18 protein-coding genes are annotated in these 22,871 nt (G+C 65.2%); 7 read left to right on the forward strand and 11 right to left on the reverse strand.

Annotated elements, in window-relative coordinates; genetic code table 11:
* Positions 1-121: 121 nt before the first annotated feature.
* Complete coding sequence (locus V474_RS06805; protein WP_059150673.1) at positions 122-1,198, forward strand: choice-of-anchor A family protein; 1,077 nt, start codon at positions 122-124, stop codon at positions 1,196-1,198.
* 256 nt (positions 1,199-1,454) lie between these two features.
* Here V474_RS06805 and V474_RS06810 read toward each other — a convergent pair whose 3' ends face one another.
* On the reverse strand, positions 1,455-2,699 hold the full coding sequence (locus tag V474_RS06810) for an RsmB/NOP family class I SAM-dependent RNA methyltransferase (protein WP_059150674.1): 1,245 nt from the start codon (positions 2,697-2,699) through the stop codon (positions 1,455-1,457).
* A 54-nt stretch (positions 2,700-2,753) separates the two neighbouring features.
* Between V474_RS06810 and V474_RS24815 the strand changes: the two genes are divergently transcribed.
* Positions 2,754-2,921 (forward strand): DUF1674 domain-containing protein, encoded by a 168-nt coding sequence (locus tag V474_RS24815; RefSeq protein WP_082699614.1) that lies wholly within the window; start codon positions 2,754-2,756, stop codon positions 2,919-2,921.
* Between the two features lie 185 nt (positions 2,922-3,106).
* Here the strand turns inward: V474_RS24815 and V474_RS06815 are convergent, their stop codons facing one another.
* The 9 genes from V474_RS06815 to V474_RS06855 form a co-directional block, all read right to left on the reverse strand.
* On the reverse strand, positions 3,107-4,516 hold the full coding sequence (locus V474_RS06815; RefSeq protein WP_201785995.1) for an efflux transporter outer membrane subunit: 1,410 nt from the start codon (positions 4,514-4,516) through the stop codon (positions 3,107-3,109).
* Positions 4,516-5,418 carry an efflux RND transporter periplasmic adaptor subunit gene (locus V474_RS06820; protein ID WP_059150675.1) on the reverse strand — a complete coding sequence of 301 codons (903 nt, stop codon included), beginning with the start codon at positions 5,416-5,418 and terminating at the stop codon, positions 4,516-4,518. The genes V474_RS06815 and V474_RS06820 overlap by 1 nt, the downstream gene beginning before the upstream one ends.
* The gene (locus V474_RS06825) at positions 5,415-5,630 is read right to left on the reverse strand and encodes a DUF1656 domain-containing protein (RefSeq protein WP_059150676.1); all 216 of its coding nucleotides are present in this window, start codon (positions 5,628-5,630) and stop codon (positions 5,415-5,417) included. Before V474_RS06825 ends, V474_RS06820 begins: the two co-directional genes overlap by 4 nt.
* Positions 5,627-7,681, reverse strand: a complete 2,055-nt coding sequence (locus tag V474_RS06830; RefSeq protein ID WP_059150677.1) for an FUSC family protein — start codon at positions 7,679-7,681, stop codon at positions 5,627-5,629. Before V474_RS06830 ends, V474_RS06825 begins: the two co-directional genes overlap by 4 nt.
* The gene (locus V474_RS06835; RefSeq protein WP_059150678.1) at positions 7,678-8,130 is read right to left on the reverse strand and encodes a MarR family winged helix-turn-helix transcriptional regulator; all 453 of its coding nucleotides are present in this window, start codon (positions 8,128-8,130) and stop codon (positions 7,678-7,680) included. The genes V474_RS06830 and V474_RS06835 overlap by 4 nt, the downstream gene beginning before the upstream one ends.
* Positions 8,131-8,294: 164 nt before the next feature.
* The gene (locus tag V474_RS06840) at positions 8,295-8,810 is read right to left on the reverse strand and encodes a L,D-transpeptidase family protein (RefSeq protein WP_059150679.1); all 516 of its coding nucleotides are present in this window, start codon (positions 8,808-8,810) and stop codon (positions 8,295-8,297) included.
* A 5-nt stretch (positions 8,811-8,815) separates the two neighbouring features.
* On the reverse strand, positions 8,816-10,105 hold the full coding sequence (locus V474_RS06845; protein ID WP_043970859.1) for an adenylosuccinate synthase: 1,290 nt from the start codon (positions 10,103-10,105) through the stop codon (positions 8,816-8,818).
* 179 nt (positions 10,106-10,284) lie between these two features.
* Complete coding sequence (locus V474_RS06850; protein ID WP_059150680.1) at positions 10,285-11,409, reverse strand: ATP phosphoribosyltransferase regulatory subunit; 1,125 nt, start codon at positions 11,407-11,409, stop codon at positions 10,285-10,287.
* Positions 11,410-11,506: 97 nt separating this feature from the next.
* Positions 11,507-13,198: an FAD-binding protein gene (locus V474_RS06855; RefSeq protein WP_059150681.1), complete on the reverse strand. Its 1,692-nt coding sequence runs from the start codon at positions 13,196-13,198 to the stop codon at positions 11,507-11,509.
* A 211-nt stretch (positions 13,199-13,409) separates the two neighbouring features.
* Between V474_RS06855 and V474_RS06860 the strand changes: the two genes are divergently transcribed.
* Complete coding sequence (locus V474_RS06860) at positions 13,410-14,219, forward strand: enoyl-CoA hydratase/isomerase family protein (RefSeq protein ID WP_059150682.1); 810 nt, start codon at positions 13,410-13,412, stop codon at positions 14,217-14,219.
* Positions 14,220-14,311: 92 nt separating this feature from the next.
* Here V474_RS06860 and V474_RS06865 read toward each other — a convergent pair whose 3' ends face one another.
* Entirely contained in the window at positions 14,312-15,709 is a 1,398-nt protein-coding gene (locus V474_RS06865) for a helix-turn-helix domain-containing protein (protein ID WP_059150683.1), read from the reverse strand.
* Between the two features lie 150 nt (positions 15,710-15,859).
* On the opposite strand from V474_RS06865, the gene V474_RS06870 reads away from it, so the two are divergent.
* The 4 genes from V474_RS06870 to V474_RS06880 all read left to right on the forward strand — a co-directional run bounded on the left by V474_RS06870 (position 15,860) and on the right by V474_RS06880 (position 22,868).
* Positions 15,860-17,446: an isocitrate lyase gene (locus V474_RS06870; RefSeq protein ID WP_059150684.1), complete on the forward strand. Its 1,587-nt coding sequence runs from the start codon at positions 15,860-15,862 to the stop codon at positions 17,444-17,446.
* Positions 17,447-17,523: 77 nt separating this feature from the next.
* Positions 17,524-17,694 (forward strand): hypothetical protein, encoded by a 171-nt coding sequence (locus V474_RS26115; protein ID WP_169795014.1) that lies wholly within the window; start codon positions 17,524-17,526, stop codon positions 17,692-17,694.
* Positions 17,695-17,846: 152 nt separating this feature from the next.
* Positions 17,847-20,636: a bifunctional diguanylate cyclase/phosphodiesterase gene (locus V474_RS06875; protein WP_059150832.1), complete on the forward strand. Its 2,790-nt coding sequence runs from the start codon at positions 17,847-17,849 to the stop codon at positions 20,634-20,636.
* A 126-nt stretch (positions 20,637-20,762) separates the two neighbouring features.
* The gene (locus V474_RS06880; RefSeq protein ID WP_059150833.1) at positions 20,763-22,868 is read left to right on the forward strand and encodes a putative bifunctional diguanylate cyclase/phosphodiesterase; all 2,106 of its coding nucleotides are present in this window, start codon (positions 20,763-20,765) and stop codon (positions 22,866-22,868) included.
* Positions 22,869-22,871: the final 3 nt, after the last annotated feature.

The following is a 22,871-nucleotide window of genomic DNA, read 5'->3' on the forward strand; positions in this document are numbered from 1 at the left end:
AACGACATCACAGATGACTTTCCCGCTGTTCCACCAAGGGACAGCGGGAAAGTCGAACTTTCCAAAAGTCCCAGTAACTATACGGAGTTTTTCAGCTCAACCATCAATAGAGAAACCGCCCGTGGCCCACTTCCGTACCGTTTCGCTGTCCTTGGCCGCCATAGCCGCCGCGCTCGCCGCCAGCCCGGTGCTGGCCGATTCCGCGATGATCGCCGGAACCGACGTGCTGCGGACATGGAACCTCGTGGTGCTGGGCGACCTCACCTCCTCTTCCGAAGTCGAGGGCCGCACGTTCGTCGGCGGTAACCTGACCGGCAATTCTTCGAACTACCAGATCCAGCCCATCGCCGCCTCCAGCACCGGCACCCCCGGCCTGACCGTGGTGGGCGATGTGAACGGCGGATCGAAGAACCTCAACAACGGCTCCGGCGCCGTGGTCGGCGGCAGCGTCAACAGCGGCCTCAACCTCAATGGAGCGGCGCAGACGGTGCTGGTCGGCGGATCGATCAGCAATACCAACGTCAACCAGAACACGGTAACCTCGGGACTCGCCGCCAGCGACCCTTCGTTCAGCCAGAACCTCACCCAGCAGAAGAGCCTCATCGAAACCTCGATGACCAGCCTCAGCCACAACATGAGCACGCAGGCGTCGAACAGCGCGCTGACCATCACCGGCAACACCGGCACTTTCAACGCCCAGCCCGATTCCAGCGGCGTGGCCGTGTTCAACATCTCGTCCGCCGACCTCGACAAGATCGGCGAGATCAAGTTCAACCTCAACGGCGCCGACACCGCGATCGTCAACGTCTCGGGCGCATCGATCACGCTGAACGATAACTTCCTCGGCGGCACCCAGAATTTGGGCGAACACGTCATCTGGAACTTCCCCGATGCCAAGGACCTGTCGCTGACCACCGCATGGGGCGGCTCCGTACTCGCTCCGGGCGCCGCGGCGACGACCGGGAACTACATCCAGGGCTCGGCCGTGTTCGGCAGCCTCGTCCAGAACGGCGAGATGCATATCGGAACCTACACCGGCGGCTATACCGCACCCAGCGATCCGGGCACCTCGACCAGTTCGGGCGGTTCTTCGTCGGGCGGCAGCACTGCGGTGCCGGAGCCGGGCGTGGTTGCGCTGTTCGCTGCGGTGCTGGGCGGGCTGGCGTTCTGGCGCCGGCGCAAGGTTGTTGCAGGGTAAGTTAAGAGTAGAAGCAGGGGAGCATAGCCCCCCCTGCCCCCCCATTATCGTCGTCGTGGCGCGCGCAGCTTTGTAGTGCGCTCACTTCGAGGTTTGCTTGCGGCAAAGCCGCCTTCCCTCCTCGACGTCACCTGACGCATACGCTGGAAAACAAAGCCTGCGGCGCGGTTACGTCATCGCAATGCGCACAAAAACGAAGCCGCACGCGCAGCCTCGACAATACCGGGGTCTGGGGCAATGGTCCCAGGTCTTGCCCTTAATCCTTGACCCAGCGCGCCACGAAGAACCCGTCCAGCCCGCCGACCTCAGCCAGCATCCCCGGATCGGTGCGCAGGAACCCATCAGCGGTAGGCGCTAGACCCTCTGGCAGTTCAGATGCCTCGATCGGCAGCACCGTCAGGCCTGCCGGAGCAGCCTGCTCCTCGCCCTCTGCCGCTTCCAGTGAGCACACGGCATAGATCAGCCGTCCGCCCGGCTTGAGCCAGCCCGCCGCGCGTTCGAGGAGTTTCGCCTGAAGCTCCACCATCTCGTCGATCTGGCGCGGGGAGATGCGGTGCAGGACGTCGGGATGGCGGCGGGCGGTGCCGGTTGCGGTGCAGGGAGCGTCGAGCAGGATCGCGTCGAACTTCTCCTCCGGCTCCCACGTCAGCGCGTCGGCCAGCACCACTTCGGCTTCGAGCATGGTGCGCTTGAGGTTGTCGCCCAGGCGCTCAAGGCGACGCTTGGCGTTGTCCAGCGCGGTGACCTGCCAGCCTTGCGCTGCAAGCTGCATGGTCTTGCCGCCGGGCGCAGCGCAAAGGTCAAGAACGCGCCCTTTGCCATTTGGCCCCTCGCCCGCGCCCAGCAGCCTGGCGGGCAGGCTGGCGGCGAGATCCTGCACCCACCAGGCGCCGTCCCGGAAACCCGGCAGCAGGTCGATCGCCGAACCGCGCGGGAGGCGAAGGTGCCCGGGCATCAGCGAGACGCCGCCCATGCGCTCTGCCCATTCGGCGGTCTCCGCAGGATTACGCAGGGCGATATCTAGCTGCGGCGGCTCCACCAGACCGGCGGCGATGGCATCGGCCCGCTCGCCCCAGCGCGTCGCGGCCGCTTCGGGCAGCGTTGGGACGGCAGGCAGCCTGGCCTCGCGCTTCATCAGGGTGGAGAAGACGCCGTGGGCCAGACGCCGCGGGCCGCCCATGAGCAGCGGCAGGCCAGTGGCGATCACCGCATGCGGCGGTGTCTCCAGCCGCAGCACCTGCGCCAGCATTATCTGCAGCACGGCGCGGGCCTTGGCGTCGTCTGCCAAAGCCATCTTGGTGGCCGAGTCTATCAGCTCGTCCAGATCCTGCCGCCAGCGCAGCGCCTCGCCGGCAATGGCGCGGGCAAGCGCCCGGTCGGCGTCACCGCGCACTTTGGCGAGGGCACCGCCCGCCGCCTGGTCGAGCGTTTCGCCCCTGCGCAGAACGGCATCGATAAGGTGAAGCGCGGCACGGCGCGCCGGAAGGCCGGGAATGTCCATCGCGGGCCCCTATACCGGATTGCGTTTTTCCGCCAGCGTCGCCACATGACAAGTATGACCAAGCGCGCAACCCAGCGTCCCGAAGGCTTCTCGAAGCCGAACCACTGGACGAACGAGCCAGCGCCCAAGCCGGCGCAATTCAAGGATGGTGAAGACCCGGACGGTCTTTCGCCCACCCGGTATGGGGATTGGGTGCGCAACGGGGTTGCCGTCGATTTCTAAGGATTGAAGTCTGAGGGAAGACCTGGGGCCATTGCCCCGGACCCCTTGTCTGTCTCGCTGCCCGCGCAGCAGTGACGCGCAATGGGCAAAGTTGTTGCGGCGAAGCCGCCTTCGATCCTGTCCTTGCGCGCGTGACCTCGACAGTACCGGGGTCTGGGGCAATGACCCCAGGTCTGCCCCTTCAACTATCGCTGCCACCCACCGCCAAGCGTCAGAAACACCGCAATCTGGTCATCCACCACAGCCGCCTGCGCCGCCGCGTGACTGACTTCCGCTGAGGCAAGGCTACCCTGTGCGCTCAGCAGGTCGAGGAACCCGCCGCGTCCGAAGCGGAACAGCTTGCCTGCCTGTCCTGCCGAAATCTCCGCGCTATCCCTCGCACGGCCCAGCGCCGCTGCACGATCGCGGCCGCGGGCGTAGGTTTCCATCGCGCTTTCCGCCTCGCGGAGGGCATTTAGCACCGTGCTGTCGAACGTCGCGATATCGGCGCGGACTTTTGCGTCGGCCTGATCGATCCGGGCGTGAACGACCGGCCGGTTGGGAAACGACCAGCTGAGCAGCGGGCCGAGGCTGAACCCGAAGCTGCTGCCTTTGCCGATATTCTCCAGCGGGCCGGACAGGCCGAGCGACGAACCGAGGCTGACTTGCGGATAGAGGTCGGCAACGGCGACGCCGATGCGCGCGGTATCGCCTGCGATGGTCCGTTCGGCCTGGCGGATATCGGCGCGGCGGCGGATCAATGCAGCGCCGTCCTCGACCGGAAGCGCTCCGGCCAATCGGGGCAGCGCTGCGCAGTCCGCTACTTCGCGCGGGTACTCCGCCGGGGGGCGGCCAAGCAGCGTAGCGAGCAGGTAGAGTCCGTTCTGGCGCGTTGCCGCGAAGGCCGGCAGGGCGGCGGCACTGGCATCGACGGCGGCGGCAGCGCGGCTGACATCGAAGGCGGTGCCGCGTCCGCCGCGTTGCAGGCGGCGCGTCGCGTCGAGGGTCTGGCGTTGCAGCTGCACGACCTTGCGGGTCACGCTCAACTGGTAATTGGCGGCGCAGACATCGGCGTAAGCCTTCGTTGCCGCACCGGCCACGCTCACTCGCACGGCGTCGCGCGCGGCTTCCACGGCGGCGCGGTCGTCCTCGCTTGCCTCAATGGCCCGGCGCAGCTTGCCGCGCAGGTCGAGCGGATAGCTGAGCGCCAGCCCGAGATTGTCAGTAATGATGCCCGGCAGCGGCCTGCCGGTCTGCGCTTGACGTGACACGTCTATCGCGCCGGACACCGAAGTCGTCAGCGCCCGCCCGCCTTCCGCCTCGCGCACTACCGCTTCGGCGCGTTCGAGGTTGGCGTCGGCGGCGCGCAGATCCGCGTTGGCGGTGAGTGCCTGCTCGACCAGCGCATCTAGGCGCGGATCATCGTAAAGGCTCCACCAGCGATCGGGCAGCGGGGCTTGTGTGAAAGCCGCGTCATTGCCCGAGACGAACTCTCCCTGCGCGGAAGGCGCGGTGGCCACGGACTGTTCGGGGGGGTGATAGTCCGGTCCGGCCGTTGCGCAGGCTGACAAAGCGAGCGCCATCGCCGCGGCCGAGAGGAAGCGCGAGACGGTCATCACTTGGCTCCCTGCGCCGCCGGCCTGGTCGCCGGAGCGGGATGCTCCACGGTCACTGTTGCGGTGCGGCCCAGGATCAGCCGCACGTCCTTGGCAACATGCGTCAGCTTCACGCGCACCGGGATGCGTTGGGCAAGGCGCACCCACGAGAAGGTCGCCGCGACGTTGGGAAGGAGATTGCCCGAATCGCTGCGGCTATCGTCATTGATGCCCGCCGCGATGCTTTCGACCCGGCCTTTCAGCGCCTGCCCCTCGCCCATGAGGTGGACAGTGACAGGGGCACCAACGTGGATCATCGGCAGCTTGGTTTCCTCGAAATAGCCTTCGACGCGGATCGAATCGTCGTCGACCAGAGCCATCGCCTGACTGCCTGCGGCAAGATAATCGCCAGGGTGCAGGTCCAGGTTGGTAACGGTGCCGTTGACCGAGGCATGGACCTGCGTGCGCGAAAGGTTGAGTTTGGCGCCGTCAAGCGCACTCTCCGCTTCGGCCAGCGCCGCGCGGGCCGTGGCGACGCGGGCGACGTTCTGCTCGTGCGATTCGGTGGCGACCAGGTCGCCCAGCGCCAGATCGCGTGCGGATTCGCGGCCCGCCTGCCCCAGCGTCGCTTTGGCGCTCGCCACGGAAGCCTGCGCCTGTTCGACGGCAAGGGTATAGCGCGGACGGTCGATCACGAAGAGGAGGTCGCCCGCCTTCACCGTCTGGTTGTCATGCACCGCCACGGATGTGACGAGGCCGCCGATGTCGGGGGTTACCCGCACCACGTCGGCGCGCACGCGGCCGTCGCGGGTCCAGGGGCTGCGCTCGTAGTGGTTCCACATCCAGAACGCGATGAACGCGGCCAGGACGACGATGACGATGGTGGCGGCGCTACGGCCGATCGCGGGAAGCAGGTTCTTCATGGATGGAGACCGATGTGGGGGGCAAGAAGGGAAAGCGCGCCGAGGACCATGATGTAGATGCACAGGTCCACAAGGGCGCGATAGGCGACGAAGCGATAAAGGCCCGAGACGTTGATGAAGCGCAGAAGAATCATCGTCAGCACCGAGGCGATCACCGCGAGCAGCAGGATGGTGGGCATGTAAACGCCCCCAATGGATATTTCGCCGTTCATGGCAGGCCTTTCAGCGCGGCGGCGTCTGGGAACAGGTTACGGCGCAGGGATACGAGCGCGAGCGCGGCCTGGCGGCGCACGGAGCGATCCTCATCGGCCACGAACAGGATGAGCGCCTTGTCGATATCGCCCAGCAGTTCGGGATCGGCAGGGGCGCGTTCCTCCGGCTCCAGGCGGCGGTAGTAGGCGCCGACTTCGGCCAGCACGCTGGTGAGTGTGCCGGTGCGCGCTGCCGGAAGATCGAGGCGCAATTGGCGCAGCTCACCGATGGCGACGCCAGTGCGAAGATCCCGCAGCACGTCGTAAAGGGGCTCGCCCGGCTGCTTGCCGCTCAGCACCAGACGGGGGGAAAGCACCGCGATGCGGTCGAGCATCCGGTTGATCCAGCCGCGCACATCGGGCGGGCCCATCACGTTGCTGCGCTCGGCGATGTCGCGCCACCCTGCGCGCAGGGTGCGGCGGATAGCGCTCTTCAGCCCGGCGGTCTGCAACAGACGCGCCATGACGATCGCGAACAGCGTCCCGGTAAGCTGGGCCAGCGCGCCGTTGGCAAAGCTGACGAAATTGTCGTTGTACTTCACGGCGATGATGAAAGGGCTGCCCATGCCCAACAGCGCGGGCAACGCCACCCCGGCAAAGCGCGGCGAATGCATCAGCGAGCCCAGCACCAACAGCGCCGGGGCAAGGGTCAGAGCCAGTTCCGGGAAGCCGGTCACCCTGGGCAGGATCATGAAGGCATAGATGAACCCGATGATCGTCGCGATCAGGGTGCCCCAGAAGAACAGGCGCAGTGGCAGCACCGGATTGTCCATCGCCGAGAACAACGCGAGGAACACACCTGAAAGCATCACGGCGGTGGCGCCATCGCTCCAGCCGCTGCCGATCCACAGCACGCTGCCCAGAATGATGGTGACCGCAGCCCCTGCCGCGCCGCGCAGTGCGCCGGCGACGTCGCGGTGCACTTCGCGGTTGCGCCGGCCTTCGAGCAGGCGCGGAATACGCAAGGACACCGGCTTGCGATCGAGCGTGCCGAGCTGCTCGGCAAGGTCGCGGCAGTCGAGATGGGCGTCGATCAGGCTGGAAAGACGCGAGCCGAGGCTGAGCTGGAGCAGGTCGTCCCAGTTGGACCGGGCGCTCACTTCGGGTTCCAGCGCCAGGCAGCGGGCTTTGAGATCTTGGGCTGCCGCTTCGCGATCTTCCCGTGGGCCCTCGATCGCATCAAGCCAGGCGCGGGTATCGGCAAGCAGGGCCACAGCGGAGTCGGCAAGCCCCCCGCGCTCACGCAGGGCAGCGACGCGGTCCGCCACGGCAGCGCCCAGCGGCATGAGCAGCGATAGCTGGTCCTGCAACGCCCGCACCGTCCGCACGCGCGGAGCGGGGCGGCTGGTTTCGTATGGCAGATGGATGGACAGGTTGTGCAGTTCGGTAACGTCCTGCGCCAGGCGGCGGCGTTCCGCCTCGACGGCCGCGTCCGGTTCCAGTTCGAGGGAATCGCGGCTCCACCGTTCGGCATCGCGCAGCATCATGGCAACGCGGCCCAACAGGAACGTGGAGACCGAATTGGGGAACACGACGCCGTGCATCAGGCTGGAACACAGGATGCCGATGGTGATTTCCTGCACCCGCAGCGAAGCGTCGGTGAAGATTTCGCCAGGGGTGTTCACTGCCGGCAGCACGATCAGCACGGCGGTATAGCCGGCCAGCACGAAAGCGTAGCCGCGCGGGGTGCGCTCAAGCAGCGAGACGAAGACGCAGAGCGCCAGCCACGATGCAATAGCCAGCGTCAGCAGTTCCGGGCTATGCGAAAGCGGCGGCACCATTATCACCGCCATAGCGGCGCCGACGAACGTCCCGATGACGCGGAACAAGGCTTTCGAGATCACCGCGCCCGCCAGCGGCGCCGCGACGATGTAGGAGGTGAGGAAGGCCCAGTAAGGGCGCTCCAACCCGATCGAGAAGGAAATGTAGGTCGCCAGAATGGCCGCCGCGAGCGCCTTGAGCGAGAAGACTGCAGCAGGAATGCCCCAGCGGTTGAAGAGCGCGGCGTTCATGCCCGGCTCCGCATTTCGGCCGCACGTTCGGCCACGATGCCGAGCAGGCGCACCGCTCCTTCGAGCTGCGCGTCGGGAATGCCTTCGAGAAGTTCGATGCGCAGTTCGATCAGGCGCTTTTCCGCCTCGCCGGCCAGCTTCTTGCCTTCCGCCGTCAGATGCAGGCGATTGGCGCGGCGATCTTCCTCATCGGGGCGACGTTCGACCAGACCGCCACGCTCCAACTGTTGCATGGTCCGCACCAGTGAGGCTTCGGTGATACCGATCGCACGGGCAAGATCGCCCTGCCGCGCGCCCTTTCCGAGCCGTTCGAGATGCACGAGCGCCCATCCCGCAGAATTGGAAATCGCCAGCGAGCCGAGAATGCGGTCGGCAAGCTGCAACCACGCGCGCGAAACCGGGCTCAGCTGCGTGGCGAGTTCATGGGCAAGGGTGATTCGATCAGTCATGGAAGCGGTTAGTTAGGCTCCTAACTATCCTTCGACAACATGGGCTTTCTTGCGTTTTACAAACAAGCAATGCCGGAAAGTGCAATTTGTGCAAGCCGTCCGATGCAGAAGAGTGCCAGCTTCCATCGCGCGGGCTCGATCTACGCCCGTGGGTCGGTTGCATTCTAAGGCAAGATCTCGATCGGGGTGCCATCAGCGACTGCCTCCCACAAAGCCTCGATCTCGTCGTCCGAAACCGCGATGCACCCGTCGGTCCAGTCGCCGGGCACGCGGCCTTGAGTCCACGAATTGGGCTGGCCGTGGATCATGATCATCCCTCCGGCAGAGCGGCCATGCGAAGCGGCATAGGCGCGGTCGGCCGCGCTGGGATACGAAATGTGGAGCGAGAGGTGGTAAGCGCTCTGCGGATTGGCCCAATCGATCGCGTAGCGTCCCTCTGGGGTGCGCTCATCGCCTTCGAAGCGTTTTGGGCCGACCGGCTCATCGCCGAGCTGGATATGTTCGATGACGTGCACGAGGCGCTCGTCCGCGTAAAGTTCCATGATCCGCGCCGCCTTGCGCACACGGATCAGGTCAATTTCAGGCAAAGGCCGCGGCAGGGGCTGCGGCGGGGCCTGTGCCTCGGCCGCAGCGATGCCAAAAAGCAGCAGCAACGGGGCAAACCGAAGTGCGCCCCGCATCGCCGTCAGTCCGCGAAAGGATCGCGCACGAGGATGGTATCCTCGCGCTCGGGGCTGGTGGAAACCAGCGCGACCGGGGTTTCGATCAGTTCCTGTACGCGCTGGATGTACTTGATCGCCTGTGCCGGAAGGTCGGCCCACGAACGTGCCCCTGCGGTGGTGCCCTGCCAGCCGTCCATTTCTTCGTAGATCGGCTCTACCGCAGCCTGGTCGGCGGCGTGGCTGGGGTAGTAATCCATCACCTTGCCGCGCAGACGGTAGCCGGTGCAGATCTTCACCTTCTCGAACCCGTCGAGGACATCGAGCTTGGTCAGCGCAATGCCGGTAACGCCCGAGATCGCGCAGGACTGGCGCGTCAGTACCGCGTCGAACCAGCCGCAGCGGCGCTTGCGCCCGGTGACGGTGCCGAATTCATGGCCACGCTCACCCAGGCGCTGCCCGGTCTCGTCTTCCAGTTCGGTCGGGAACGGACCGGAACCCACGCGGGTGGTGTAAGCCTTGACGATGCCCAGCACGAAGCCGGTCGCCGAAGGGCCAAGGCCCGAACCGCTGGCCGCCGTGCCCGAAACCGTGTTCGAGCTTGTGACGAAGGGATAGGTGCCGTGGTCGACGTCGAGCAGGACGCCCTGCGCACCTTCGAACAGGATGCGCGCACCGGCCTTCTTGACCTTGTTCAGGCGGCGCCACACCGGCTCGGCAAACTGAAGCACGAAAGGCGCGATCTCGCGCAGTTCGTTGAGCAGGGCCTCGCGGTCGATCGGCGGCTGGCCGAAACCGGCGCGCAGGGCGTCGTGATGAGCGCAGAGACGGTCGAGCTGCGGCTCCATCGAGTCGAGATGGGCCAGATCGCAGACGCGCAGCGCGCGGCGGCCGACCTTGTCCTCGTAAGCCGGGCCGATACCCCGGCCCGTGGTGCCAATCTTGCCGGCGCCGGCTGCCGCTTCGCGCAGGCCATCCAGCTCGCGGTGGACGGGCAGGATCAGCGGGCAGTTATCGGCGATGGCGAAGTTGTCGGAATTGATCTCGACGCCCTGCCCGCGCAGCTTCTCGACTTCGGACTTGAGGTGCCAGGGATCGAGCACCACGCCGTTGCCGATGATCGACAGCGTGCCGGTGACGATGCCCGAGGGCAGCAGGCTCAGTTTGTAGACCTGTTCGCCCACGACAAGCGTGTGGCCGGCGTTATGGCCGCCCTGGAAGCGGACGACGGCGTCGGCGCGGCTTGCCAGCCAGTCGACGATCTTGCCTTTGCCCTCATCGCCCCACTGGGCGCCGATCACGGTTACGTTGGCCATGGATATGCTCCTCCACCCTGCCCAGGCGGATCCGGTGACGCCCTTCGACAGGACTCGGCGAAACGGATGAGTTGATGGGGCATTGTGCCCCGGCTTTTCGCCCCGCGCCCTAAGGCGTAGGCGGCGGGGTAGTCAAGACCCAGCTTGGCCGTCCCGGAACGGGTCCGGGACGGCAGCAGTCAGATTTCCAGTGCCTCGCCGCTTTCGAGGCGGTGCGAGCAGCCCAGTGCGACGGCGTCATCGCCCTCGCTCAAAGCCGCCACGGTGATCCAGCCGATCGCCCGCTGGCGCGCCGCCACTTCGCGGTCGTGCCCGAGCGGGAGGAATAGCTTGCGTTCCTCGCTGCTGCCCGAGACGAGCACGTCGATCAGCCGATCGGGATAGAGCGAGAAGCCGGTGGCCGGCTCGGGATCTAGCCCCGCGCCGCCGAGAATCGCGTATGTACCGCCGCGCCCCATGCTGCCGGGGATACCGTCCGCATAGATCGTGAAGCCCAGCCATGACTGGTATTCGAAGCCATGCCGTTCGGACGGGTCCAGCGTCAGGCGGGCCTTGTCGCTCACACGCGCGGCGATAGCGCGCAGTCCGGCGATGCGGCTGGCCAGAACGCCGTCCACGTCGAAAGCCGCAAGCCTCTCGATCGCGGCGTCGAACGGACCGACCGCATAGAGCAGCGGCAGGTACGTCTCGCCGCCAGCGTCGACCAGCCCACCTGCATCCTTGGAATCGAGCATCCGGCGCACCGCCTCGATGTTCGCGGCGGGAAGCGGCAGGGCCTCGGCGCTCAGGGTGTCGACGAGGTCGGGCAGCGTGAAGTCGACCGAAACGCCGGTGGCACCCGCGGCCCGGAGGGTTTCGATGGCCAGTTCGACGATCTCGGCTACGGCGTCGATCGAATCGGTGCCGATCAGTTCGGCGCCCAGCTGCAACCGCTCACGCGCGGGGTCGAGGCCGTCGCCCTTCACGGTGACAACCTGCCCGGAATAGGAAAGCCGCAGCGGGCGCGGCGCCTGTGCCAGGCCGGTCGCGGCAATGCGTGCCACTTGCGCGGTGATGTCCGAACGCAGCGCGAGGGTGCGCAGCGAAACCGGGTCCATGAAGCGGAACATGCGGCGCACCTGCACACCGGCCATACGGCTGGCCAGCGCCTTCTCGAATTCGAGCACAGGCGTCTCGACCCGCGTATAGCCGTGGCTTGCAAGTACGTCGTGCGCGGCGCGGCGCACGGCCTGCGAGGCCCATGCCTGCTGCGGAAGTCGGTCGCCCAGTCCCTCGGGCAGAAGATCGCGGTCGTTTTCCTGCATAATGCGCGCGCCCTTAGCGGGATGGTGCGGGAATGTCGAATGGGTTGGCGCATGGCCCTCGCGTGACAGGCCATGCGCAGCGTCCTTCCCGCCGCGATCAGGCCAGCTGGTTGCCCAGCCCCGCAGCGTGCTTCGCCGCGATCCAACCGAAGGTCATCGACGGCCCCACGCTCGCCCCGGCGCCAGGGTAGACGCGGCCCATCGGCGAGGCGGTGGTGACGCCGCAGGCATAGAGCCCCGCGATCACCGAGCCGTCCTCACGCAATACGCGCGAATCGCAGTCGCAGACCACGCCGCCATAAGTGCCCACGTCGCCGGGAACGATGGGGATGGCGTAAAACGGTCCTTTCTCGATCGTGCCCATGCACTGGTTCGGCCCGTCCTTGAAAAAGGGGTCGCCCAGCCAGTTGTCATAAGCGCGCACGCCGCGCTGGAAATCCTCGTCCCGCCCGCCGCGCACGAAGCCGTTCCAGCGCTCCACGGTGTCCTTGAGCGCATCGGCGGGCACGTCGATCAACGCGCCCAGGGCCTCGACGGTGTCGGCCCGGCGCATCCAGCCCGAAGCAACCCACTGGGCCATATTCTTCTTGGCAGTGCCCCTGCCGGCGACGGCATATTCGTCCATGTACTGCTGGTCCATGATCGCCCAGCTGGGGATCGCGGGAACGGTGCGATTGCGCACCAGCATGTTCTCGCAGAACTCCTCGTAGGAACCGCCCTCGTTCATGTACCGCACCCCGGTCTGGTCGACCTGGATGGCGTGGGGTTTGCCGGTCGTGCTCTGGGTGCCGGGCTTGACGTAGTCGGTGTCCCAGCCGGGCGCCTCGGTCATCTGGAAGCCCACCATCTGGTCCATCTGCGCCAGCTGCGCGCCCTTTGCGGCCAGTTCTACATGCATGTCGCCGGTATCGCTCTCGATCCCGTTGGACCACTTTGAATGCGTGCCGGGCATGTGCTGATCGCGCATGGCCTGGTTCATCGAAAAACCGCCTGCATTCATCAGCACGCCCAGCTTCGCGCCGACACGCCAGGGCCGGCCGTCCCGGACGGTGACGACACCCACCGCCCGGTCGCCGTCCATGATGACTTCGCTGACGGGAGAGTCGGTGCGGATCTGCGCCGCCTCCTTCTCCAGCACCGCCTTGAGCATCCGCCCCTGCAGCGCTGCTCCGGCGGTGACCCAGTGCTTGCCGGTCAGCTTGCCGGCGACGACCTTGAGCGCGATCTTGAAGAACAGCCGCTTGATCGCCCAGGAATGTCTCATGAACGGCAGCTTCATCCCGTCGTCGAGCCGGACGGGCACTTCGAGGAAGCCCTGTCGCAGCTTCGGCGCCCATTCCTTGCCGAGCTGGTTCTTGTCGAATGGCAGCGCGGTGACGGTGCGGCTGGTCTTCACGCCGCCGGGAAGCTCGTCGTAATAGTCAGGCCAGAAGGTAGATCCGCGTTCCATCCTCACGCCTTGCGCCACGATGAAGTCGAGCATCTTCGGCGCTTCGACCGCGTATGCACGGCGGCGCGCGGGACTGGTGCCCGGCGAATCCGGCCCATCGGGAACCACTGCGTCGAGATACTGGCAGGCCTTTTCGAGGCTATCCTCGCCCGGGTCCATGAAACGGTTGCCGGGTATCCACATCACCCCGCCCGACTTGCAGGTGGTGCCGCCCACCCACGGCGCCTTTTCGAGGATGACGGCCGACTTGCCCGCCTGCTTCATCAGCAGCGCCGAGGCCATCGAACCTGCACCGCTGCCCACGACCACCCAGTCGAAAGTCTCGTCGAACTGCGTCATCGTAGCTATTCCTCTCATCCGTGATGCCGCGCTGCTGCGCATGCGTTCAACACGGGGATAGATCGGACTTCGCGGACTTTGGCAACGCCGGACAAGCCTGCGGATGCAGGTTTCGCCGGAGCGAAGGATTACACTTGCCGTCGCGTTTTCGTGTGCCCTTGCAAGGCCGTCTGCCTATGAGGTGAACCGCAAGAGAGGAAAACCCGCCGCAATGACCGAAACCGTGCCCGCACTGCCCGTTTTGAGCACCATCACCATGGCTCGCGAAGGACGGCTGCTGCGCATGACACTTAGCCGGCCCGAGGCGCTGAACGCGATAAACCTGGCGCTGCACGATGACCTCGCCGAGGCGATGTGGTTCGCGCAGGTCGACACCGGCTCCGACGTCATCTTGCTGACCGGCGCAGGCCGCGCGTTCTCCGCCGGGGGCGACCTTGGCCATATCGAGCGCAATGCCAGGAACCCGCACCTGTTCGACCACGAGACGCGCGTCGCCAAGCGCATCGTCTCGACCCTGCTCGACATCGACAAGCCGGTGGTATGCCGGTTGAACGGCCATGCGGTGGGGCTTGGCGCAACGCTGGCCCTGCTGTGCGACGTGATTTTCGCAGCCGAAGGGGCGAAGATCGGGGACCCGCATGTGGGCCTCGGCCTTGTGGCCGGGGATGGCGGCGCGGTGATCTGGGCCCAGCGCATCGGCCTGACCCGCGCCAAAGAATACCTGCTGACCGGCGACCTGCTCACCGCGAGCAAGGCAGCCGAGATCGGCCTGATCAACCACTGCGTCCCGCTGGAAGAACTCGACGCACGGGTCGACGCCTTCTGTGCCAGGCTGCTGGGCGGCGCGACGGGCGCTATTCGCGCGACCAAGATTCTCACCAACATCGAGCTCAAGCGGCTGGCGACTGCGCTGATGGACGCAGGCATTGCCTATGAAAGCGTGTCGGTACGCAGCGCGGACCACCTGGAGGGCATCCAGGCTCTAAAAGAGAAGCGGCCCCCGAAATTTACGGGCCGGTGATGCCAGCGGTGGGTTTGGTTGCGGGGTAGAGTGAACTCTCCTTCAGCCCGGCGAACCGCCATCTCCCTATTTTTTCAAAGCGGGGGCTCGGATCAACTTTCCGCGAACGTGTAGGGCTGCGCAGCCCGACGATAGTCGTCGGCCAGCACATCACGGCCGATTGGCGGGACCGACCGAGCTGTGCATTCGGCACGCTGGCACAAACGGCAGGTAACGCCGATCGGCGTGGTCGGCGCGCTTACCGGATCGACTTTGGCGGCGTAAACCAGCCGTCCCGCATGTTCGGCTGCACAGGCCAGCGCGACGGCGCGAACCACGCGGGGCGCGCCGTACCCAGCAGCCCCGCCGGTGACAGTGCGGGCGATCGAGAAGAAGCGCTCGCCGCCCGGCAATTCCAGCCACTGCGTCGCGATTTCGCCGGGACGGCGAAAGACCTGGTGGACGCTCCACAAGGGGCACCCTCCCCCATGCGCGGCAAAGGGAAAACCCGCGCCGTCGAGGCGTTTGGACACGTTGCCCGCCTCGTCCACCCGGATGAAGAAGAAGCCGACGCGCTCCTCGCCGGGGCGCTGAAGCGTAGTGAGGCGGTGGGCGACCTGCTCGAAACTGGCGCCAAACAGCGCACAAAGCGCGTCGATATCATAGCCGCGTTGTTCCACCGCGCGGGCAAAGCGGCCATAGGGCATGACGATCGCGGCAGCTGCATAGCCCGCCAGCGCGCGCAACAGCAGCGTGGCAGTGGTGCGGCTGGTAAAACTCTCGGTGCGAATCGACTGCTTGATTTCGGCACGAAGCGCGGTGTGGGCTATGTGCGTGGCGATCTGGAACATGCGGCTGGCGCTGTCGAGCGTATCGGCGATCAGCAGCTGCTGGTTGTGCCGGTCGAACCGGCGCAGCGATTCCATCAACACCTCTGGCGGCAGGAAGCGCACGCGCACACCCTTCTCGGCCAGCCACGCGGTGGCCCCGCCGGCCTTGTCGATCTCTGCCGCAAGTTCCTCGGCGCGTTGGTCCAGCACGTGGAAGTAATTGCGCGCGCTGGCAAGAAAACGCTGAGCCTCACGCACCGGTTCGTTCTCGTCCGCGCGCGGCCCGGCGGCGCGCTGTTCGGCCAGTGCCTGCGCCTCGCGCGTATAGGCCTGGTGCAGCCGCAGCAGCGCCTCGGACACGCCGGGGAAGCTGGTGGCAAGATCTGCGACTTCCAGCGCAGGCAGGTCGATATCGGCGAAGATGGGATCGCGCAGCACTTTGTTCAGGCGGCGGGCGTAGTCCTCTCCATCGTCCCCGGCGATGTCCGCGATATCGAGCCGGTAGGTGCGCGCCAGACGCAGCAGCATGTCAGCCGTGACGGGCCGCTGATTGCGCTCGATCAGCGCGACGTAGCTGGGCGAAATCTCGAGATCGCCCGCCATAGCTTGCTGGGTAAGGCCAAGTTCCCGGCGCAGGCGGCGCAGCCTTGGACCAAGGTATAAGGGACGGTTTTCTGCCATTACCGCCCCACCCTGTCAGGACAGCACAACTTTACAAGGAAAATCTGTAAAGATTGACAACAGCACCTTGCAAGCCATTCCGGCTCGCTAAATTTGCGACTAGCTGAAGGTCATCGAACGAAACATCCTTCCGCGAGAGGACCCTCCATCGTGACCTACCAGAGCAAGATCATCGAAGCCGGAAAGGCCATCGGCGCCGAAGCCCACTGGAACGGGATCGAGCCGGAAACGGTCGCCCGCATGCGCATGCAGAACCGGTTCCAGACCGGCCTCGACATCGCCCGCTACACCGCGCGCATCATGCGTGAGGACATGGCCGCCTATGACCAGGACCCCGCCAACTACACCCAGTCGCTGGGCTGCTGGCACGGGTTCATCGGTCAGCAGAAAATGATTTCCATCAAGAAGCACTTCGGCACAACCAAGCGCCGTTACCTGTACCTGTCGGGCTGGATGGTCGCCGCCCTGCGCAGCGAGTTCGGCCCCCTGCCCGACCAGTCGATGCACGAGAAGACTTCGGTCCCCGCACTGATCGAGGAACTCTACACCTTCCTGCGCCAAGCCGATGCGCGCGAGATGGGCATGATGTTCCGCGACCTCGACAAGGCCCGCGAAAGCGGCGACGAAATGGAAGCCAAGCGCCTGGAACACGCGCTCGACACGTATGAAACGCATGTCGTCCCCATCGTCGCCGATATCGACGCCGGGTTCGGCAATGCCGAGGCGACGTACCTGCTCGCCAAGAAGTTCATCGAGGCGGGCGCCTGCTGCATCCAGATCGAGAACCAGGTTTCGGACGAGAAGCAGTGCGGCCACCAGGACGGCAAGGTCACGGTTCCGCACGAGGACTTCATCGCGAAGATCCGCGCGGTGCGCTACGCCTTCATGGAACTGGGCGTGGACGAGGGCCTGATAGTTGCCCGCACCGACTCACTCGGCGCCGGCCTGACCAAGCAGATCGCCGTCACCAGCGAAGCCGGCGACATCGGCGACCAGTACAACTCGTACCTCGACTGCGAGGAAGTGTCCGCGATCGGCCACGGCGACGTTTTGATCAGCCGCGACGGCAAGCTGCTCAAGCCCAGGCGCCTGGCCAGCAACCTGTTCCAGTTCCGCCCCGGCACCGGTGAGGACCGCTGCGTGCTCGATTGCATCCACGCTCTTGAAAACGGCGCGGACCTGCTGTGGATCGAAACTGAGAAGCCGCACATCGGCCAGATCGGCGGCATGGTCAGCCGCATCCGCGAGGTGATCCCGAATGCCAAGCTGGTCTACAACAACTCGCCCAGCTTCAACTGGACGCTCAATTTCCGCCAGCAGGTTCATGACGCCTGGGAAACGGCGGGCAAGGACGTCTCGGCTTTCGATCGGGCCCGCCTGATGAGCATCGACTATGACGGCACCGAACTGGCGGACGAAGCCGACGAGCGCATCCGTACCTTCCAGAAGGACTCGGCACGCGAGGCAGGGATCTTTCACCACCTCATCACCCTGCCGACTTACCACACCGCGGCGTTGTCGACCGACAATCTTGCGAAGGAATACTTCGGGGACGCCGGCATGCTGGGTTACGTCAAGGGCGTGCAACGTCAGGAAATCCGCCAGGGCATCGCCTGCGTGAAGCACCAGAACATGGCGGGCTCCGACATGGGTGATGACCACAAGGAATACTTCGCCGGCGAGGCTGCCCTGAAGGCGGGCGGCACGCACAACACGATGAATCAGTTCGCCGCGTAACAGGTTGAGACGAACGCCCGGAGACAGTCTCCGGGTGACTTGGGGAAGCTCCCCGCAAAGCAAGGAAAGGAATGACCATGACCACCATGACGACCGAACCGGCCCGCGCCCGCGCGGTGCTTTCGAACCAGGACTTCAAACTCCTTCAGGAAGCTGTCCTGTTCTACCTCAAGGCGCACGAGGATGATCCGATCTCGTCCACGTACTCCAATCTCTATCATCGCCTCGGCAGCGCCGCGCGCCGCTGAAGCATTAGTTTTCCTGGGGAGGAAAGCTTGGCCCGTCGCACCATGTGCGGCGGGCCATTTCGCTAGATTAGAACCGATTCGGACCAGCTTGTCTGCCGATCCGGTACAAACGATTTAAGCCACATTAAAGATTGCCGCGTTACAATTTCGTCATGAGCCAAACAGGCGCCGAACACTTCTTTCAGGTCCTCCTCTGCGCGAGAGACCAGCATCGGCCGGAGATGGTCGTGCTGGCAATCCTTGCCTGCGCCCTGGCTGGCGGTAAGGCCATGTCCCTCCTCTACCAGGCGCGCGGCCGCAAGCGCAGCGGTGGCTACCTGCTGGCCGGCCTCATACTCGGCTTCGGATGTTGGGCAGCACACTTCATCTCGTCTTTGGGCTTCGATACCCGCCACCATCATTCCTATTCGCCGTGGCTGACTGCCGTTTCGCTGGTCGTCGGCATTACCGGAGCACAGGCCGCGCTCTATCTGGCAGTACAGTCGCGATCGAAGGTCGGCCTCGTCCCCGCCGCACTGCTGCTGAGCGCGGGGCTGGCGGCAATGCACTACACCGGCATGGCGGCGCTGGAAGTTCCCGCAATGCTAAGCTGGGATTGGCATCTTGTGGCGGCTTCGGTCGTCTTGCCGGCAATCCTGTTCTATCCCGGACTTTTCATCGCCCTGCGCGCGCGAGGTTTAACTCATATTCTCGCGGCAGCCGGATTGGTAACGATGGCTGCGCAGGCCCTTCACTATTGCGGCACAGCCGCGCTGACCTTCATTCCGTCGCACCTCTCCGACCAGGGGCTCTCGATACCGCAGGAGGAACTGGCCGCATGGCTGTGCGTCGGCTCGCTGGCGGTGGTGGCGATCAGTACGTTTGCGCACCAATTGCGCCAGCGCGCCCACGCCGCACGGTTGCTGGCCGAGCGCCAGTTTGCACAGTTGGTCAGGGGCACGTCCGATTACGCGATCTGCATGCTCGACCTCAGCGCGCATGTTGCGCAGTGGAACGCGGGCGGCCGCTCGCTAATCGGCTATGACGATGCCGAGGCGCTGGGCCTGCCCTTCGCGCGCTTCTTTACAGCCGAGGACCGCGCTGCGGGCCGCCCCGCACTCGCCATCGCCGAGGCAGATGCTCTGGGCATCTCCAAGGGGCAGTGGCTTTGCACCCGCAGCGACGGGTCGCATTTCTGGGCGCACGGCACGATCGAGAAACTGTGCGACGAGGACGGCGCACCCATCGGTTATTCGCTCATCACCCGCGACATCACCGAGATCAAGACGGCGCAGGACGCGCTGGCCGAAAAGTCACACCAGCTCGACACCGCACTGGAACACATGAGCCAGGGCCTGTGCATGTTCGACTCACAAGAGCGCCTGATCTTCGCCAACCGCGCCTTTTACCGGGTCTGGGCAATCCCGGAAGAGCGCTGCCAAGCCGGAACCACCCTTACCGAACTGGTCTATGCCGGCTACTTGGCGGCGGAGTACCACCCGGTTCAGACGCTCGATAAGATCCGCAAGTCCGTCCTGCGTGCCAGCACTTCGGGCGACCGTCCTTCATGGCATCTCGATGTCAGCAACGACCTGGTACTGGCGATCAGCGAGCGTGCGCTGCCCGACGGCGGCTGGATCGCCACATTTGAAGACATCACCCAGCAGCGCCGTTCCGAAGCCCGGATCGCGCACATGGCCATGCATGACCCATTGACCGGCCTGCCGAACCGCGCCCAGTTCAATCGGGAAGTGGACGCAATGATCGCCGATGCCACGCTGGCGCACGAGAAAGTCGCAGTGCTCGCCATCGACCTCGACCGCTTCAAGGAGATCAACGACACGTTCGGACATGCCTCAGGCGACCACCTGCTACAGGTTCTGGCGGGGCGCTTCAGCGCCACCCGCCGCGAAGGCGAGGCGTTGGCCCGCCTCGGCGGCGACGAATTCGCGGCCGCCATCCGCTTCACCCGCCGCAGCCAGCTCAACGACTTCATCGCCCGAATCCGGGCCTGCATCACTGTGCCGGTTGACGATCAAGGACAGCCACTCACCGTTGGCGCCAGCTTGGGTGTCGCCACTTACCCGCTTCACGGCGACACCCGCGAGACCCTGCTCAACAATGCCGACCTCGCGATGTACCGCGCCAAGGCCAGACTGGGTGAAAGCATCTGCTTCTTCGAAACGGGCATGGACGAAAGAGCGCGCGAACGCAGGCAGCTCGCCAACGACTTGCGCCAAGCCGGCGCGAATGGCCAGTTGAGCGTACTCTACCAGCCACAGCACTCGCTGCGCACCGGCGCGGTATCGGGCTACGAGGCGCTGCTACGTTGGATGCACCCCCGCCGGGGGCTGGTATCGCCCGACGAATTCATACCCATCGCCGAGGAGACTGGCGAGATCATCGCGCTGGGCGAATGGGTGCTGCGTGAGGCCTGCCATGAAGCCCGGTCATGGCCGGGCGAGGAGAAGGTCGCGGTCAATCTTTCGCCCGTACAGTTCCTTCAGCCCAATCTTGTAGAAATGGTCCGCTCCGTTCTGGTGGAGACGGGCCTTCCTGCCCGCCGGCTCGAACTGGAGATCACCGAAACCGCCATCATCCACGATAAACTGCGCGCGCTCCATTGCCTGCGCCTCATCAAGGCCATGGGCATCAGCGTGGCCATTGACGACTTCGGCACCGGCTATTCCTCCCTCGACACATTGCAGTCGTTCCCGTTCGACAAGATCAAGATCGACAAGTCGTTCCTGCTGAAATCAGAAGGCAGCGCCCAAGCCCGCGCCATTATTCGCGCCGTTCTGGCGCTGGGCCGCAGCCTCGACATACCTGTGCTGGCCGAGGGAATCGAGACTGAGGGGCAGCTCAGGGTGCTGAAGGCGGAAGGCTGCGACGAGGGCCAGGGTTATTATTTCGGCCATCCCTCTGCCGCGCCCAGTTTGAAAGTGCGGGAAGCAGCGCCGTGAAGACAAGCCGGTCCAGCTCTCATGATATTGAAAGATATCTTCATCTTTCCTCACCCCGGCGTTTACCAATGCAGGAAAAATTAACTTCCTTGGTCTTAGCTTGGGCCAAACCGGATGGGGATCTGCGTGTATTTGGGGCTTGATAACGAGAAGGCGGACACGGTGAAGTCCGGCGCGATTGGCGATGACACGACCATGCCTTCGCTAGACACCGCGCTGCAGGCTGCCTCACTCGCCGAAAAGCGCCTTCGCGAGGCGATCGAGGCGATCCCGCAGGGCATCGTCTTCCTCGACGAGGAAGACCGCTACATCCTGTGGAACGAGCGCTACGCCGAAATCTACGAGAAGTCCGCCGACTTGCTGAAACCCGGCGTAAGGCTGGCCGATGCCTTGCGCATCGGCATCGAGCGTGGCGACTATCCCGAGGCGACGGGACAGGAAGAGCAATGGCTGTCCAGCCGCATCGCCCAGTTGCACCAGCCGGGGCGGCGACACGAACAGCGTCTGTCGAACGGGCGCTGCATCATGATCGAGGAGCGCCGCATAGAAGGCGGCGGCACGATCGGTATCCGTGTCGACATCACCGACCTCAAGCAGAAGGAAGAAACGTTCCGTCTGCTGTTCGAACTCAACCCCCTTCCGATGCTGGTCTACGATCAGGAGACAGGCCGCGTCCGCGCCGCCAACGAGGCCGCCTACGCCCTGCTCGGCTATGGCCCCGGCGAAATGGATTCCCTGCCCGCGCGTGCTCTGTTTCCCGCAAGCCTGTGGCAAAATGCCTCCGAACTGCTCGCCACCGACCATTCCGATGCCAACGACTGCTGGCAGATGCTGCGCAGGGATGGAACTTGCGTCGACACGGCTATCTCCACCCGCCTCTCCGGGCTGGAGGACCATGCCGGCACCATCGTCTCGATCTTCGACGTAACAGAGCGCCGCCGCATCGAGCAGCGCATGGCCCACATGGCGCGGCACGACGAACTGACAGGCCTTGCCAACCGCGCCCACTGCCGCGAACACCTGCGCGACCTGCTGGACCGTGCCGGCTCCACCGAAACCATCACCTTCGCGCTGGTCGATCTCGATCATTTCAAGCCGGTGAACGACACTTACGGCCACCATTTCGGCGACGTCGTGCTGACCGAGACCGCAACGCGCATGCGCGAACTGATCCCGCCAGACGCCCTGCTGTGCCGGGTGGGCGGCGACGAGTTTGCGGTGATCTTCCGCCGCTCCAGCCTGACCCAGGCCGAATTGGTCGCCAAGTCGATCATCACCACGCTCTCCGAACCGTTCTTCGTGCAGGGCCACATGATCCACATCGGCGCCACTATCGGCTTCGCATCCTCTCCATACGACACCCGCGAAGCCGAAACGCTGATGCGGTATGCAGACCTTGCGCTTTACGCCGCCAAGGGTGAGCGGCGCGGAACCTGCCGGGGCTTCGAAGCCGGCATGGATGCAGCCGCGCAGGAGAAGAACCGGCTGGAGAAGGACTTGCGCGCGGCAGTCCGCCAGGGATCTCTCGAAGTCCATTACCAGCCGATCGTCGACCTGCAGACCGGCGCGGTCGAATGCTATGAGGCGCTGCTGCGCTGGAACCACCCGGAGCGCGGCGCGGTGCCGCCCGATGTCTTCGTTCCCCTGGCCGAGGAGATGGGCCTGATAGACCCGATCGGCCGCTTCGTGCTGGGCAGTGCATGCGCAGAGGCCATGCGCTGGCCGGCGCATGTACGCGTCGCGGTGAACGTCTCGCCGCTTCAGTTCCGCAACGGCAACCTGCTGAGCACAGTCATCAACGCCCTGTCCACCTCTGGCCTCGCCGCAGAGCGGCTGGAGTTGGAGATCACTGAAGCGGTGCTGATGGAAAAGGGGCCACGCCCGGCCGCCATCATCCGCAACCTGCGCGCCTTCGGAATCGGCATCTCGCTGGACGATTTCGGCACCGGCTATTCCTCGCTGAGCTATTTGCTCAACTACCCTTTCACCAAGATCAAGATCGACAAGTCGTTCATCCTCAACCTGCACCAGGAGGCGAGTTCGCGCGCCGTGATCCGCGCCGTCATCGGGCTGGGCCGCAGCCTGGGCCTGACCGTCACCGCCGAGGGCATAGAGCACGAGATCGACCGCGATTATCTGCGCGAGGAAGGCTGCACGCAGGGGCAGGGATATCTGTTCGGCCACGCAGAGCCGCCACTGGCGATCGCCGCGGCGCAGTGCCGCGCCGCCTGATCA

The sequence above is a fragment of the Novosphingobium barchaimii LL02 genome (assembly GCF_001046635.1).
GTDB classification, from domain to species: domain Bacteria; phylum Pseudomonadota; class Alphaproteobacteria; order Sphingomonadales; family Sphingomonadaceae; genus Novosphingobium; species Novosphingobium barchaimii.

Excerpts from the sequence above, each read along its gene's own strand:
- V474_RS06810 (WP_059150674.1), bottom strand. The coding sequence starts at position 2,699 with ATGGACATTCCCGGCCTTCCGGCGCGCCGTGCCGCGCTTCACCTTATC.
- V474_RS24815 (WP_082699614.1), top strand. The coding sequence starts at position 2,754 with ATGACCAAGCGCGCAACCCAGCGTCCCGAAGGCTTCTCGAAGCCGAAC.
- V474_RS06815 (WP_201785995.1), bottom strand. The coding sequence starts at position 4,516 with ATGACCGTCTCGCGCTTCCTCTCGGCCGCGGCGATGGCGCTCGCTTTG.
- V474_RS06820 (WP_059150675.1), bottom strand. The coding sequence starts at position 5,418 with ATGAAGAACCTGCTTCCCGCGATCGGCCGTAGCGCCGCCACCATCGTC.
- V474_RS06825 (WP_059150676.1), bottom strand. The coding sequence starts at position 5,630 with ATGAACGGCGAAATATCCATTGGGGGCGTTTACATGCCCACCATCCTG.
- V474_RS06830 (WP_059150677.1), bottom strand. The coding sequence starts at position 7,681 with ATGAACGCCGCGCTCTTCAACCGCTGGGGCATTCCTGCTGCAGTCTTC.
- V474_RS06835 (WP_059150678.1), bottom strand. The coding sequence starts at position 8,130 with ATGACTGATCGAATCACCCTTGCCCATGAACTCGCCACGCAGCTGAGC.
- V474_RS06840 (WP_059150679.1), bottom strand. The coding sequence starts at position 8,810 with ATGCGGGGCGCACTTCGGTTTGCCCCGTTGCTGCTGCTTTTTGGCATC.
- V474_RS06845 (WP_043970859.1), bottom strand. The coding sequence starts at position 10,105 with ATGGCCAACGTAACCGTGATCGGCGCCCAGTGGGGCGATGAGGGCAAA.
- V474_RS06850 (WP_059150680.1), bottom strand. The coding sequence starts at position 11,409 with ATGCAGGAAAACGACCGCGATCTTCTGCCCGAGGGACTGGGCGACCGA.
- V474_RS06855 (WP_059150681.1), bottom strand. The coding sequence starts at position 13,198 with ATGACGCAGTTCGACGAGACTTTCGACTGGGTGGTCGTGGGCAGCGGT.
- V474_RS06860 (WP_059150682.1), top strand. The coding sequence starts at position 13,410 with ATGACCGAAACCGTGCCCGCACTGCCCGTTTTGAGCACCATCACCATG.
- V474_RS06865 (WP_059150683.1), bottom strand. The coding sequence starts at position 15,709 with ATGGCAGAAAACCGTCCCTTATACCTTGGTCCAAGGCTGCGCCGCCTG.
- V474_RS26115 (WP_169795014.1), top strand. The coding sequence starts at position 17,524 with ATGACCACCATGACGACCGAACCGGCCCGCGCCCGCGCGGTGCTTTCG.
- V474_RS06875 (WP_059150832.1), top strand. The coding sequence starts at position 17,847 with ATGAGCCAAACAGGCGCCGAACACTTCTTTCAGGTCCTCCTCTGCGCG.